The sequence below is a fragment of the Psychrobacillus sp. FSL K6-2365 genome, assembly GCF_038003165.1.
Classification (GTDB): domain Bacteria; phylum Bacillota; class Bacilli; order Bacillales_A; family Planococcaceae; genus Psychrobacillus; species Psychrobacillus psychrodurans.
On record NZ_JBBOOO010000001.1, the window covers coordinates 120,650 to 135,399 of the forward strand.

At 35.2% G+C, this 14,750-nt stretch carries 17 protein-coding genes; 14 read left to right on the forward strand and 3 right to left on the reverse strand.

Translation table 11 applies throughout. The features are described from left to right. Positions 1 to 31 precede the first annotated feature (31 nt). Both MKY29_RS00625 and MKY29_RS00630 read right to left on the reverse strand, forming a co-directional pair. Positions 32 to 1,084 carry a fatty acid desaturase gene (locus MKY29_RS00625; RefSeq protein ID WP_093495406.1) on the reverse strand — a complete coding sequence of 351 codons (1,053 nt, stop codon included), beginning with the start codon at positions 1,082 to 1,084 and terminating at the stop codon, positions 32 to 34. Between the two features lie 368 nt (positions 1,085 to 1,452). Next, the gene (locus tag MKY29_RS00630) at positions 1,453 to 2,619 is read right to left on the reverse strand and encodes a tyrosine-type recombinase/integrase (protein WP_340878699.1); all 1,167 of its coding nucleotides are present in this window, start codon (positions 2,617 to 2,619) and stop codon (positions 1,453 to 1,455) included. A 144-nt stretch (positions 2,620 to 2,763) separates the two neighbouring features. On the opposite strand from MKY29_RS00630, the gene MKY29_RS00635 reads away from it, so the two are divergent. The 11 genes from MKY29_RS00635 to MKY29_RS00685 all read left to right on the forward strand — a co-directional run bounded on the left by MKY29_RS00635 (position 2,764) and on the right by MKY29_RS00685 (position 7,812). Then, on the forward strand, positions 2,764 to 3,039 hold the full coding sequence (locus MKY29_RS00635; RefSeq protein WP_340878700.1) for a hypothetical protein: 276 nt from the start codon (positions 2,764 to 2,766) through the stop codon (positions 3,037 to 3,039). Then, a complete protein-coding gene (locus tag MKY29_RS00640) occupies positions 3,039 to 3,161 on the forward strand; it encodes a CD1375 family protein (RefSeq protein ID WP_340878701.1) in 123 nt (40 codons plus the stop codon). Before MKY29_RS00635 ends, MKY29_RS00640 begins: the two co-directional genes overlap by 1 nt. An 86-nt stretch (positions 3,162 to 3,247) precedes the next feature. Beyond that, complete coding sequence (locus MKY29_RS00645) at positions 3,248 to 3,616, forward strand: hypothetical protein (RefSeq protein ID WP_340878702.1); 369 nt, start codon at positions 3,248 to 3,250, stop codon at positions 3,614 to 3,616. Positions 3,617 to 4,064: 448 nt separating this feature from the next. Further along, positions 4,065 to 4,568, forward strand: a complete 504-nt coding sequence (locus MKY29_RS00650) for a zinc-dependent metalloprotease family protein (protein ID WP_340878703.1) — start codon at positions 4,065 to 4,067, stop codon at positions 4,566 to 4,568. A gap of 36 nt (positions 4,569 to 4,604) precedes the next feature. Further along, entirely contained in the window at positions 4,605 to 5,258 is a 654-nt protein-coding gene (locus MKY29_RS00655; protein ID WP_340878704.1) for a hypothetical protein, read from the forward strand. A gap of 294 nt (positions 5,259 to 5,552) precedes the next feature. After that, a complete protein-coding gene (locus tag MKY29_RS00660; RefSeq protein WP_340878705.1) occupies positions 5,553 to 5,840 on the forward strand; it encodes a hypothetical protein in 288 nt (95 codons plus the stop codon). 91 nt (positions 5,841 to 5,931) lie between these two features. Beyond that, complete coding sequence (locus tag MKY29_RS00665) at positions 5,932 to 6,477, forward strand: phage holin family protein (protein WP_340878706.1); 546 nt, start codon at positions 5,932 to 5,934, stop codon at positions 6,475 to 6,477. After that, positions 6,474 to 6,752 carry a phage holin gene (locus MKY29_RS00670; RefSeq protein WP_340878707.1) on the forward strand — a complete coding sequence of 93 codons (279 nt, stop codon included), beginning with the start codon at positions 6,474 to 6,476 and terminating at the stop codon, positions 6,750 to 6,752. The genes MKY29_RS00665 and MKY29_RS00670 overlap by 4 nt, the downstream gene beginning before the upstream one ends. A 20-nt stretch (positions 6,753 to 6,772) precedes the next feature. Next, positions 6,773 to 7,276, forward strand: coding sequence for a M15 family metallopeptidase (locus MKY29_RS00675; protein ID WP_340880778.1), 504 nt, complete (start codon positions 6,773 to 6,775; stop codon positions 7,274 to 7,276). A 13-nt stretch (positions 7,277 to 7,289) separates the two neighbouring features. Then, a complete protein-coding gene (locus tag MKY29_RS00680; protein WP_340878708.1) occupies positions 7,290 to 7,556 on the forward strand; it encodes a hypothetical protein in 267 nt (88 codons plus the stop codon). A gap of 67 nt (positions 7,557 to 7,623) precedes the next feature. Next, positions 7,624 to 7,812, forward strand: a complete 189-nt coding sequence (locus tag MKY29_RS00685) for a helix-turn-helix transcriptional regulator (protein WP_340878709.1) — start codon at positions 7,624 to 7,626, stop codon at positions 7,810 to 7,812. A 176-nt stretch (positions 7,813 to 7,988) separates the two neighbouring features. Here MKY29_RS00685 and putP read toward each other — a convergent pair whose 3' ends face one another. Beyond that, positions 7,989 to 9,476, reverse strand: coding sequence for a sodium/proline symporter PutP (putP, locus tag MKY29_RS00690; protein WP_340878710.1), 1,488 nt, complete (start codon positions 9,474 to 9,476; stop codon positions 7,989 to 7,991). A gap of 132 nt (positions 9,477 to 9,608) precedes the next feature. Here putP and MKY29_RS00695 point away from each other — a divergent pair, with 132 nt between their 5' ends. The 3 genes from MKY29_RS00695 (at position 9,609) to MKY29_RS00705 (ending at position 14,640) form a co-directional block, all read left to right on the forward strand. Next, positions 9,609 to 10,772: an exonuclease SbcCD subunit D gene (locus tag MKY29_RS00695; protein ID WP_241600368.1), complete on the forward strand. Its 1,164-nt coding sequence runs from the start codon at positions 9,609 to 9,611 to the stop codon at positions 10,770 to 10,772. After that, positions 10,769 to 13,849, forward strand: a complete 3,081-nt coding sequence (locus MKY29_RS00700) for an SMC family ATPase (RefSeq protein ID WP_340878711.1) — start codon at positions 10,769 to 10,771, stop codon at positions 13,847 to 13,849. The genes MKY29_RS00695 and MKY29_RS00700 overlap by 4 nt, the downstream gene beginning before the upstream one ends. 269 nt (positions 13,850 to 14,118) lie before the next feature. Next, the gene (locus MKY29_RS00705) at positions 14,119 to 14,640 is read left to right on the forward strand and encodes a nucleoside deaminase (RefSeq protein WP_340880779.1); all 522 of its coding nucleotides are present in this window, start codon (positions 14,119 to 14,121) and stop codon (positions 14,638 to 14,640) included. Positions 14,641 to 14,750: the final 110 nt, after the last annotated feature.

Genomic DNA, 14,750 nt, shown 5'->3' on the forward strand with positions numbered 1-14,750 from the left:
AGGTAATTCTGGGAATGGTTTTTGCAGAATTTTACTTACTTTCAAAGGTTGAGTTTTTTGAATCTAACTTTACAGCTCGATTAGAATTATTTAATAAGTGTTTTATCTGTTTAAAGTTCACAAAACTCTTATTGTCTTCATCGAATAGTCGGAAATGGATAGACTCCAAACTCTTACGTAGGTTAATTGTAGTAGCTTTGTGTAAAGGAGGGGTAGAATCATGAGCTTTTTCTAAGTTATAGTTAGGAACACGTGGACTTAGATGGTGCACATGGTGGAATCCAATATTTCCAGTTACCCATTGTAAAATCCTAGGTAACTTATAATAAGAACTTCCCTCTATAGCAGCTTTTACATAATCCCACTCGGACTCATCTTCGAAATAAGAATCCTCAAATTGATGCTGAACATAAAATAACCAAATTCCTAATGAACCAGCAACGAAGAGTATAGTTCCTTGAATGATCGCAAATGCCTGCCATCCGATTAACCAAATCATTAATGCATAAATAACAATTACTGAAATATTAATGAGATACGTATTGTTACGTTCTTTGCCACGAGCACCTTTACGGTTAATACGATTGCTAACTAAGAAAAGTAACGCCGGTCCTAAACCGAACATAACGATAGGATTTCTATATAGTCGATACGAAAGTCGCTTCATTGGAGATGCTTCAATATATTCTTCAACAGTCATCATCCAAATATCGCCGACTCCACGTTTATCTAAATTTCCACTAGTAGCATGGTGGATATTATGCTCACGTTTCCATTTTTCATAAGCGAAGAGCGTAATGATTCCTGTGATAGTTCCAGTAATATCATTGGCTTTTTTATTTTTAAAGAAAGATCCATGTGTACAATCATGAAAGATGATAAAAATACGAACGACAAACCCAGCAGCGATAACAGATAAAGCAACGGTTAGCCAAACAGATACATCTAAACTTATATATGCTAAAAACCATAGAATTAAAAATGGTGGAATAGTGTTAATTAGTTGGACAATACTCTTTTTTAACTCCGAGTTTTCAAAAGGCTTTACATTTTTACGTAATTCAAGCGTTTTTTCTCTGCTCATTGTATTCCTCCTATTAAGAATTATTATCTTAATAATAAGGAAAATCGAAAATTAGTAGTAGGCATAAACGTCAAGTCATAAGTATGACAAGTGTCATATAGGACATATAGGTTATATTACTTTAGTAACTGGCTATTGTCTTTTTAGATATTCTTTCTTATTCAATTTTCGAGCCAAAAAAGCTGACCAAAGGTTCGGCCAGCTTTTAAATAAACATATTAACGATCTTTTTTCAACAAACGTAATGTTTCATCGAATAGAATTTTTCAAGTGTGATAATAACATTCAAAACCCTTGATATAACTCAATTTCAGTAATGTTTATTGAAGATTCCACAATGGACTGAATACCAATTTGAATACCAAATATCAAAAATTGATGTATTTAGCGAACTTCTCAGCAGTGTTATCTTTCATCTTTTGAGTAACATGCGTATACACATTCATGGTCGTTTTTATATCAGTATGGCCAATGCGATCTTGCACATCTTTTATACTTGCTCCAGCTTCAAATAGAAGAGAAGCATGAGTATGTCTAAATCCATGGATAGTAATGTGCGGAAATTCATATTTCTTTATCAAAGTTTTTAGTTGTTGGTTGGGATATGTGGTCACGTGATAACCGTTTGTAGATCTTTTATCTGTGGAAGTTAAAACAGGTTGATTAGGATTAAAGGATGTATTAATTCCATACGTCAAAAGTAATTTAGTTTGCATTTTCCGCCACTTATCAAGTGTTGCTAACGTTTTGTCATCCACACTTATAACACGTTTAGACTGAGCAGTTTTAGGAGTCTGAAGGTATTTTAATGAATCTTCAGTTGCTGCAAGTGTTTTATTAAAGCGAATTGTCTTTTCTTTGAAATCAATATCATCCCACGTTAAAGCTAGTACCTCACCTTTTCTTCCTCCAGTGAAAGCAAGCAATCTAAATAGAACATATACTTTCATGTTTTCATTTTTTTTAATGGTATTCAAGAAATGTTCTAATTGTTGCTTATCGTAAAAATTCTCCAATTGTTCTTCCTTGTCCACTTTTGTTACTGGTTTAGGCTTGATAATTTTTCGCATTGGATTATCATCTATGATTTTTAGAACAGTTGCGTGATCCAACACCATTTTTACATAACTCGAATACGTTCTGAAATTAACATAATGCTTGGACCATCCATTAATGACCTTTTGACAGTAAGTCGTATTAATCTTTTCAATAGAAAGAGAACCGAACTTAGGAAGTATGGCCACTTTAAACATATTTACTGTCGTATTAACGGTCGAAAGTTTCACAGTATGCCTATAGTTCTCTAACCACAATTCATAGACCTCTATAAAAGTCATCTTTTCATTCGATTTAAAGCCATTTGCCTCAATATCTAGTTCTAGCCTAGCTAGGGTTAATTTCGCTTCTTTCATAGAAGAAAATCCACGTCTTGTTGTACGTTTAGGTTTACCAGTAAGAGGATCTGTACCAAGATAGACATTAAACATGAAGGCGGTAGATCCGTCTTTTTTTGTGTATTTTTTTATAGTAGTCATTTTGTTTCTCTCCTTATATGTCCGGGCAAGGGCAATTAAGGGAGAGTGCTTAGTTATTTTTTTTACTTTCTCTAACTGCTCTAATACTTAATAAATTAAATATCAGCATGGTTTTTTCGTCTGGTGATAATTCCTCATAAAGAAGTGGGGTACGTTATATTTAATAATGGAGTCCCTTGGATTGAACAACCGGCAAATAATATTCCTTATCCGGGAGCAACAATGGAAGAATCGGCGCAAAATCATATTAACAAAATATTAGCGGACTACGCATTACCTCCAACTAACCCCATAGAAGATCAATTGAATGAATTAATGATAGCTGTCGCAGAATTAGGCATGTCTGCAGAGCAGGATAAGATGGAGACCCAAGTTGCCATAGCTGAATTAGCAATGTTAGTAACAGGAGGTGAAGTATAATGGCTAAAATTTACTACAATCTCATAACTGCAAATCCTCCACAATGGACGATTGAAAATGTACCAACACGTTGGAAATCAGACGTACAAACTTTATTAGATGCAGATGAAAACGCAGCTTAAAGCTAGCGTTATTTTTATTGTCGAATTATGAAACTTTTCTATTCTCTTGCCGTATATATCATAGAATACGGAGAGGAAGTTTTTTTATGAGAGAAAACAAATTTATTTTTATATTCCTTGTTGTGGTAATGGTGGCGTTAGGAATCTATGTAGCATTTTCAATTCCTGAAGAAGAATTGAAAGGTGTCTTAGTATCCTTAGCGCAGTTAAATGTTGCTATCTCTGTTGGTGTTGGCGCATTATCTATTGGTTATGCGCAAGATAAAAAACTACAAAGCAAACTCACAGAAGCTACCATTGTGATTGCTTTTACGAGCTTAATAACTTTTTTGATAGCACAAATAGATTTGTTTTTGCTGGTGAATAAAATTTATCTTATCATAAACATACTTGCAATGTGCGTCGTATTAATACTGACATTAGTCGTTACCCAAGAGAGTAAGAAAATTAAATAAACAAAAGTAGGAGCATCCATTTGGGTGCTCTATTTATGTCTTCGTAACATAAAACTCAGCATAAGCTAGCGTTATTTTTGTGACAGCAGTATTGGGGGGAGAAATTCTTTACACTTTATCCCTTCAATTCAAAATTTATTTACTTCTTTATTATTTCATGTTTTAAATGAAAGTTGTTTAAGTAAAATGCCTTTTAAAGATAGTTTTTATTAGTAACTTTCACAACTTGATTTAATAGATTGTGATAGTTTACAGTGTTATGATTTAGGTGGTTGGCCGACCAAAAAAGTATACAGGAGAAAACTAATCGATGAAAAAAAGTTCTCAAGTTTACTACTAATATCAGTACTACTGTTTTCCTTAGGAGCTCCATCTGCTTTTGCTCAATATGGTTATGAGGTTACATTTTAAGTAGATACATAAATTGGAAAGATAGGAGGATGATTACATGAAAAAAAGTTTGCTGTTTTTTTGTTGTTTAGTATTAGCAATGATAATAACTTATCCTACAAATTCAAAAGCATACGTGCTTAATAATCAAAACGTTGGCTATAACCCTCAATATACGAATTTATCTTCAGCTAATGCTTATTTGCCTCATCTTAAGAATGCTGAAAAATGGACTTATACGGGTGGTAAAGTATTTCTTTCAGAATATACTGGCAGTGGTACCGTAAATATTTATCAAGGATTTGTTGATACGGACAATGGAACCTATGGAGTTTGTTATTATAATACTAGTCGTGAAAGTGATATTCGTTATTATAGATTATTTAAAAATGCTTCTCCTGCTGTCAGAAATGAAACGGTAGTTCATGAAGTTGGTCATGCAATTGGTTTGCGTCATACTCAAACTGTAAATGATGCCAATGCAGTAATGAGAGAATTTGGATTTAATAATATAGCAGCTCCATTATCTGACGATAAAGCAGGAATTAATGCTAAATATTGATTATGTATATAAATATAGAAAAGGTGGTGCATGATTGTGAAAAAAATACTTGCTATAACAGGGGTGTTATGTGTTTTTTTAGTTGGATTTTTAATTTTTGATAACAAGGAGGAAAAATCGGCTAATAGTGATGAACAATTTGATAATGGTATGGCAGATCATTTATTTGATGGGAACTTAATCTTAGATGCAAAAATGGATGAATTTCCTGATTTAAATACTGTTGAAAGTCAAACAGATATTATTGTTATTGGTAAAAAGGTTAAGCAAGAAGAGCCGACAATTAAATATAGTCAAGAAGGTCGAATTGATATAGCTTATACTCTGTCTAATTTTTCAATTGAGAAAGTTATAAGTGGAAATTCGGTTACCCCAGGAACAGAAATTACAATTCTGGAAAATGAAGCATATAATGAAAAAGAGGATGTAACTTATAATATTGCTGGATATGAATTGATGAAAACAGATAATGAATATTTATTGTTTTTAAGACAATCGGAAACAGATCCATATTATCTAGTGACGGGTGTTAATTATGGGAAAGTTCCTTTACAAGATGAAACTAGCGTTTTAAAGAATTCTTTACAAAAAGCAAAATCTGATTATGCAAAAGAAGTATTGTCAAGAATGGCTCAACAAGATTCTATTAGAGAAGAAGCATTAAAAAAATATGCTTCAAGCTTAGAATAACTTTCTTGCATTTTGTTAAAGTAATGAGTATTGAAAATATAGGGTAATCTGACTAAAGAGAGTAGCAATAGCTACCCTCTTTTTTTTCTTTGACTTCGAGTTGTAAATAATGCTTTACATTGGACCTAAAAATGATAATCAGCTTGAGGGTAAGTGTCAACGGTAAATGTCTCACTGAGGCAAAGCTATTGTTACTAAGCATTAGGAACATTATGTGTCGTAACGATTGTTAAATATCTAGGCAGGATTCCCTTCCTCTTTTGTCGAATTGTGAATAAAAGGGGAGTGACTGCTATGAGAGTAGAGTATCAGATTAACATTGAATATGCAGATGGTGAACAGAGCAAACACTTATCATACAGTTTTGATAGTGTTGAGCAAAGAAATGTAGTTTATCGTACTATTTGCACCGAACTTGAAAATGATCAAGTGGATATGAATTACTTGAGGCATAATAGTGGAGTGACAGTTTCAGCATATAACCATAGTGACCCATATAAAGGAGAAATAGCACAAATAGTTCCTCATGCTTCATTCAAAATAGAGGTTTTAGATAAAATATTATCTATGGTTAAAAAATAATCAACACTGAAGGGCATCCAATTGGGTGCTCTTTTATTTATTTATCCATAATCTGAAGGGGGACTGAGGATGATGGAAGGAGAGAAAGCGGGTGACACGTTTGCAGATAACTGGATTTAAATCTATTGGAGCATTAATTGCAAGCTTCGGTATGTATATGCTACAAATCGTAAACGAGGCCATTGTGGTACTCGTTTTTCTAATGTTATTAGATATGGTAACAGGTGTCATGAGGTCTTTTATGACTGAGAGTTGGAACAGTATGGTGGGAATGTCTGGTGTTATAAAAAAAGTAGCCATATTCGTCCTTATAGGTATGGCTGGAGCTGTAGAATATGTAGCTTTGTCTGCAGGACAAGACAGCAAGGGGCTTGTAATTCTTGGAGTGACAAGTTTTTTCATTGTCAATGAATGCATATCGATATTGGAGAATACCGCACAAATCGGGTTACCTATTCCACCAATCCTTTATAATGCTTTAGAAAAACTTCATAAGGCGCCTACTGGAAAAGAAATAAGTATTGATCGCCATCCTGAATTGGCTCGTTTGGATAAACTCACATTGCTTAAGGAAAATGAAATTTTACAAAGTGAAATACTAAAGAAAGAAACAGACACTAAGGAGGAAACACAATGAAAATCAACTGGAAAGTACGTTTTAAGAACCCTGTATTTTTATTTCAATTAGTGTCTGCAATACTGTCGCCAGTATTAATTTACACAGGTTTAAGTCTTGCCGACATTACTACTTGGGCGACATTAGGTGATTTATTTGTGCAAGCATATTCAAATCCAGTTTTACTGGGGACTATGATTTATGCAGGATATAATGCTGTTACAGATCCGACGACTCGAAGTCATTCGGATTCTCAACAGGTAATGCGATATGACAAACCTAAAGAGGTGAAATAATATGACTGTATCATTAAAAAATTCTTGTAGATCGTTCTGTTAAACGTTTAGGAGATGTTCATCCTTCTTTAAAAGAATACACTGTAGAGTTACTCACTCGATGTTATAACGAGGGTATATTAGTTCAAATATCATCTGGATTCCGTTCAAATGAGGAACAAGCCTATATCTATGGTCAAGGTAGACCTTCGTATACTTGGAACAATAAAAAATATGGTTCTAGTGGATCTATCGTATCAAAAGCTAAACCTGGTACGTCCGTTCACAATTATGGTCTAGCTATCGATTATTTTTTAGTTAGTGACGACGGTAATCAATCATTGTGGACGGTCAATGATAAATGGAAACGGGTAGGAGCTATCGCTAAATCTATGGGATTTGAGTGGGGTGGAGATTGGACAAGTTTTAGAGACTATCCTCATTTGCAATTTACCAAGGGATTGTCTATCGCTCAATTGAAAGCTGGTAAACGTCCAACATTTCCAAGAGGAAAAATATTACACAAACTAGAATTATTAGTATAGGAGGTGATGAAAATTGATAAATATAGAAGTTAATGTGGAGCAAGATGAAATTCGAAACTACATTAATGAAAAATTAGATGAATCTTTGCGACAAACTTTATTCACTTGGGACATTATAGAAATAGCTAAAAGAACTTGTATGAGCAGAACATTTCATGAACAAGAATTTCTACATGATTCTCGAATGAAATTATTAGAACGTCGCAAAGAAAAAGGAAAACGATTTTGGTTCTATGAACCGAGCTTAAAGGTAATGCAAGAAATAATGGACGAGTGGTAATCAAAAATAAACTACGTTGACAGGCGGTTTTATCATAGTACTACTTATATTAACGGGGGTGTAATCCATGAGAAGAATCCGAACTGTAGGAGCTTTACTAGAATATCTTCAATCAATCAATTGTCCAATGAGTAGATCCACAGTTGATAAATTAATTAGAACAAATGAAATTCCTTATATTCGTGTTAGTAGTCGAGTACTGATTTTTGATTTAGATGCTATTGATAAGTGGCTATCTGTGGATAGTAAAATTTAAACATCAATATAAAAAACAGCACCTCTAAAATAGAGATGCTGCATACATATAAAATAATTACCCTTGCCCAGTTATTGAATACCATTTGAATACCAAACACTAAGTATTCATTGAACTACATTGTGTTGGTGACTTTTACAAATTCGCACTATTACTGGCTTTTGATGTTGATTAACTTATTCTTTACTCGACTTCAACAAACGTAATGTTTCATCAAATTCTTTTTCAATCTCCGCATTCGGCTTGTATGTCATTAAGCTGACTACAACTGCAACGATTAATGCAAGTACAAAACCAGGGACGATTTCATATAATGCTCCAGAAAGTGCATCATTTGTTCCCCAGACTACAACAACTACAGCACCTACGACCATACTTGCTAATGCACCAGCTGAAGTAATTTTTCTCCAGTAAAGTGTTAGTAAGATAACTGGACCAAATGCTGCACCAAAGCCTGCCCATGCAAATGCTACAAGACCTAAGATTGTTTCATTTTGTTCCCAAGCAAGAATTGCAGCTGCAATGGAAACAACTAATACAGCGATACGACCATAGTTGACGTACGTTCTGTCAGATGCATCTGTTTTAATAATTGCTTTGTATAAATCTTCTATTAATGCGGAAGAAGTAACGATTAACTGAGAAGAAATTGTACTCATAATAGCAGCTAAAACTGCAGCTAATACTAAACCAGCTATAAATGGATGGAAAACTACTTGTCCTAGTGCGATGAATATTGCTTCAGGACTTGATAGTTCTAAATCCGGATTTTGTTGGTAATACGCAACCCCTACTAGAGCTGTTGAAATTGCACCTACAAGACTTAAAATCATCCAACCAATACCGATTCTACGAGCTTGTTTAGTTTCTTTAACAGAACTAATAGCCATAAAGCGAACGATAATATGTGGTTGACCAAAGTAACCAAGTCCCCAAGCTATAGAGGAAATAATGCCAGCAGCTGTAGTACCAGCGATTAAACTTAAATGAGTTGGGTTCACAGCTTTAATAGATTCCACTGTTTCACCAATTCCACCAGTCATAAATACACCAAAGATTGGTACACATATTAATGCAAGGAACATAAGCAGCCCTTGAAGGAAATCTGTATAACTAACAGCAAGGAATCCTCCAAATAATGTATAAGCTACAACTACTGCAGATACAACTAAAAGTCCTGTATGATAGTCTAAACCGAATGAGCTTTCAAAGAAAACTCCTCCTGCTACCATTCCAGAGGATACATAAAACGTGAAAAATAGTAAAATAATTAAACCAGATGCTACACGTAATAAACGAGATGATTGCTTTAAACGACTTTCTAAATAACTAGGAATTGTAATAGAATTGCTTGATACTTCTGTATATACACGAAGTCTTGGTGCTACATAAAGCCAGTTAAGATAGGCACCTATTGTAAGGCCTATTGCAATCCAAGCTTCACCCATACCTGATAAGTAAATTGCACCAGGTAAACCCATTAGTAACCAACCAGACATATCTGCAGCTCCCGCACTAAGTGCAGTAACAGCAGGACCTAGTGAGCGTCCGCCGAGCATGTAATCCGTTAAATTGGCAGTCTTTTTGTAAGAGTACCAGCCAATTGCTAACATAGCGATCATATAAATAATAATGGCCGCGAGTTGATAAGTTTCTGTAGACATGTTAACATCCTCCTCCCGATTGTTATCATAACACGGTAAGATTTAAGGTGCATTAAATATTTTGCAATACCCACAATTTACTATTAATTTAGAATGATGAAATAAACCTATTTAAAAAAGGAGTGTATATCTTTGAAATTTTTCCATACAGCAGATTGGCATCTTGGTAAATTAGTGCAAGGTGTATATATGACCAACGATCAACGCATTGTATTACAACAATTTCTTGAAGCAATTGATATAGAAAAACCAGATGCAGTAATTATTGCGGGGGATTTATACGATCGAGCTGTTCCCCCAACGGAAGCAGTGCATCTACTAGATGAAATGTTTGCAGAGATTGTGTTAAAACGTAAAACCCCCTTATTAACGATTGCAGGAAATCATGATAGTCCTGGTCGCTTAAACTTTGGTAGTAAGCTCATGAAAGAAACAGGCTTACATATTGTGGGTCAATTAAGTCGAAATATGCAGACTATCATTTTAAATGATACATACGGAGAAGTGCATTTCCACCTTGTACCATACGCAGATCCTTCGCAAGTTCGATACCTATTGGAAGAAGAGACAATTATTACACATAACCAGGCCATGAAAAAAATAATAGAATCAATAGAAGAGACAATGGACAAAACGAAAAGGCATGTGTTTATAGGACATGCATTCGTGACTCCTCATGGTCAAGAAGAGGAAAATACAAGTGATTCTGAACGACCTTTAGCTATAGGTGGAGCAGAATATGTAGATGCAAATCTATTCGAACCTTTTCATTACACAGCTCTAGGACATTTACACCAAGCTCACTACGTATTAAATGAAACAATTCGATATTCGGGTTCCCCGTTGAAATATTCAATTTCGGAGGAACACCATAAAAAAGGCTTTTTGATCGTGGAGATAGATGGAAAAGGAAAAACGACTGTGGAAAAACGACTACTTGAACCTACTCGAGATATGCGGACAGTAGAGGGATTCCTGCAGGATATTTTAAAACAAACAGTTAGTGAAGACTATGTGTTTGTAAAACTATTAGACGATACTCCAATTCTATCTCCGATGGAGCAAATACGAACAGTCTATCCTAACGCCATGCATGTGGAACGAAAAGTTTTCCAATTAATGGGTTTGTCAAAAGAACAAGAAGTTGGAAGGACGAAAAAGGATGAATTCACATTATTTCGTTCGTTTTACACCGAGGTCAGTGGAAAAGAAGCGTCTGAAGAAACTGAACAAATTTTTAAAGAAGTATTAACTCTATTAGCACAGGAAGAGCGGGAAGGAGGAAAAATTAATTGAAACCAATTCAACTGAAAATGAGTGCCTTTGGACCATACAAACTTACCGAAACGATTGATTTTACAGAGCTAAATGAAAATCAGCTTTTTGTTATTTCTGGAGCAACTGGGGCTGGAAAAACGACTATATTTGATGGGATTTGTTTCGCGCTTTACGGTGCCGGAAGCGGAGAGGATCGCCGCGATACGAAAATGATGCGAAGCGATTTCGCAACAGACGATACACATACTTCTGTTGAGTTGATCTTTGAGATTCATAATCGACGTTACCGTATTTTGCGACAGCTACCTCATGTGAAAAAAGGCAATAAAAGTGCAACAGGTGAAAGATACGAATTTTTTGAGATACAAGGAACAAGAGAAATACCAGCTGTAGAACGACAGATTGTATCGGAGATTAATAAAAAGGTAGAAGAAACCATTGGATTGACTTTAGATCAGTTCAGTCAGATTGTCATGTTACCCCAGGGCGAATTTAGAAAACTATTAACCTCTACGACAGAAAACAAAGAAGCAATATTACGCAAGATTTTTAAAACAGAACCATACAAAATGATTCATGAAAAGCTAAAAGAGAAAAAGGTAGTTGCAGAGGCGGAACTTAAAACAGAACAATTAACGCAGGAAAATTTCACGGAAAAAATTATTGCTTCATTTCCAAAGCGAGAGTCAAATCTTTTTCAAATAATAGAAGAAGATAACTTTAATATTTTTCAATTAGTGGAAGCATTAAAAGAAGAGACTAACTTTTATGAAGAGAAAATCACACTAGACGAACGTAAGTGTGAAGAAGCGTATGAAAAACATATAAACAAACAAAAGTCTTACCATGAATCTAAGATGGTAAATGACCGCTTCAATGAGTTAGAAGCAAAGGTGCAGCAGCTAGCAGACCTGGAGGCACGTAAAGAAGAATTCATACAGAAACAGCAACAATTAGATTTTGCTGACCTTGCAAGCAATATAGAGCCCGTCGAAAGTTATTTTAATGAGCTTGAGCTAGATGTAAAAGGGAAACAGAATTTATTTGAGAAATCGAAAATAGAAAAGGTTGCTGCAGAAGACAAATTGCAGCAAGTAGAAGCTGTCTTTATAAAAGAATCTAAAAATAAGGAAATTCGTGAAAAAAATATAGAGACAGTTATTCACTTAAGCGGATTATTACCTATATTTGAAGATTTAGAGATTAAAAAAACTGAGCTTTTAAGTTTAGAAAAAAATAACGAACAGTTGGAACAACAGCTTGAGATAATCACTGCAAGTCTTCAAGGTCAAAAAGAAGCTAGTAAGCAACAAAAGCATCAAATAGAGATGTTAGAAGAACGTGTTGAATCTTTAGACAACAAAGGACAACAGCTTGCTTTGCTACAAACACAGCACAGTAAGCTGCAAGAATATAAGGTGGTTGATCAGCAACTAAATATACTTATTACGGAGGAAATAAAACAGCAAAACAAGTTCGAGCAATGTAAAGAAACATATGATGTCATTGAACAAAAATGGATAGGAAGTCAGGCAAGTATACTAGCATCTAAGCTAGTAATGGGAGAACCCTGTCCAGTATGTGGAAGTAAGAATCATATAGATTCACATGTTGCTACAGGAGAGCGTAAGGTAGAAGAAAGTGAGCTTCGCTTAGCGAAGGCAACACTTAATAAGGAAGAATCTACACTATTAACCTATAAAGCAAAAAAAGAGACAGCGGAAGCGCAAATACAAAAAGTACTCGTTCAGTTAGAGGAATATGAAGTAGATGCTGGATTAGTGGAGCAGGTAGAAACGGATCTACTAGATATGCAAAGAGAAGTTCAACAACTTCGTCTAGAAAAAGAAACATTGTCTTCATTGAAACAATCTTATAAAGATGCTTTAGCCAAAGTTGAAAAGCTAGAACAGGAAAAGCTAGATGTCGATACATTATACAGAGAGAAGTGTAGCCAAGCGAAGCAAGCAAAAGCTGTGTATGCATCAAAGTTAGATACAATACCTAGCCATATACCAACCCTACAGCATTTAAAAATAGAAATTACTCAGGCGAAGAAACAAAAAGATCTCTTCGAGCAAGCGTGGGAAGAAGCACAAAATAAGATGAAAATTGCCCAAGAATTAAATACAAAAGCCCAGTTGGTACTTGAGCATTCAAAAGTGTCTTTACAAGAAACTGAACTAAAACGAGAAAAAGCTCAAGAGCAGTTCCATAAAGCCTTAAACAAAGCATCCTTTGAAACTGTGGAAGCATATATGTCGGCGAAGCTACCTGAATCGGATCGGTCATTCTTGAAAATTCAATGTAATGAGTATAGACAACAGCTTCATACAGTAACGGAACAAGTAAGAGAAGGAAAAGTCCAACTTGAAAACAAAACAAAAGTGGATCTGGGACCTCTCGAGGAAGAGTTGCATCAGTTAAAAGAAGTATATGAGAAAGCTTTAGCAGAATGTAATAGTACAAAGGAATACGAAAAAGCAGGAAGAGAAATAGAAGAAAAGATTACCTCAACTAGTGAAAGGATTACACTATTAGAGGAACAAGTTCATCGAATTATGGACCTTTATGACATATTGAGAGGACATAATCAGCTGAAAATATCATTTGAACGATATGTGCAAATTGAGTATTTGGAGCAAATTGTCCAAGCTGCAAACGAACGATTAAAACATATGTCGAGTGGTCAATTCCAATTGCTACGAAGTGACAGACAAGAAACGCATGGGAAACAAAGTGGTCTGGGGTTAGATGTATACGATGCATATACGGGTCAAAAACGAGACGTAAAAACACTGTCAGGCGGAGAAAAGTTTAATGCCTCATTATGTCTTGCACTGGGAATGGCAGATGTCATCCAAAGCTTCCAAGGGAATATACGTATCGAGACAATGTTCATTGATGAAGGCTTCGGATCTCTCGATGAAGAGTCTCTAAACAAAGCAATTGATACATTGATCGACTTACAAAAGTCTGGTCGTATGATTGGTGTCATCTCCCATGTGGCAGAGCTAAAAGCAGCTATTCCTGCCATTTTAGAAGTTGAGAAACAAAAAGAAGGCTATAGTCGAACAAAATTTGTTTTTAAATGAGTCAATTTCATAATTACTTGTTTCATTTAAAAATACGAATGTTTATTTAATATCGTAATATAATATTCTTTTTTTAATAGCGATCCCGCTGATTGGAGTGTCAGGCGGCGACTCCAGCGGGAACAGCGCGAGCTGAAAGCCCCGTAGGAACGTAGTGACGAGGAGATTGAAGCCGTGCCCGCGGAAAGCGTCCGCCTAGAGCGGAAATCAGCGTTGTTCGGATTTAACTATATAATTTTCTTTATGAAATAGATTCAAATAGAGGAGATATTCAAATGGATCAGGATAGAGTCTTCTTAGAGTTGGCATTGGAAGAGGCGGAGAAAGCACTTCAGGAGAATACGTATCCGGTAGGCGCGGTTATCGTAGATGAGGATTTCAACGTAATTGGTAAAGGTAGAAATAGAGTGCATACTAGCCAAGATATTACGGCGCATGCTGAAATAGAAGCAATTCGAAATACAGGGTCCACAATGTTTGATACTAAAATTAACAACAAAAAGTTCACGCTTTATAGCACATTAGAACCTTGTCCTATGTGTACTGGAGGAATTTTGTTTGCTAAAATTCAACGAGTGGTCTGGCTACTAAATGACGACCAAGGATTCGGGGGATATAAAAAGATAAAAGATTCCTCAGTTTTTCTAGAAAAGTTTAAAAGGGTGGAAATGCTAGAGGAACCATTGGAAGATTTGAAAAAGAGACAGTTAGATTTAATGACAAAGTGGGCAACGAATCCTAATAATGTGGTTTCACTACGTAAGAAGGCGCAAGTAGCAAGTATTAATTAATCCTATAGAAGTAAATTTAAATGTGCCAAGAACATTTAATTCGTAAAACTTTAAAACTGGTGATATCAGGGAGTGAGTAGCCATCAACGCTGCGGAGTTATCTAGTCATA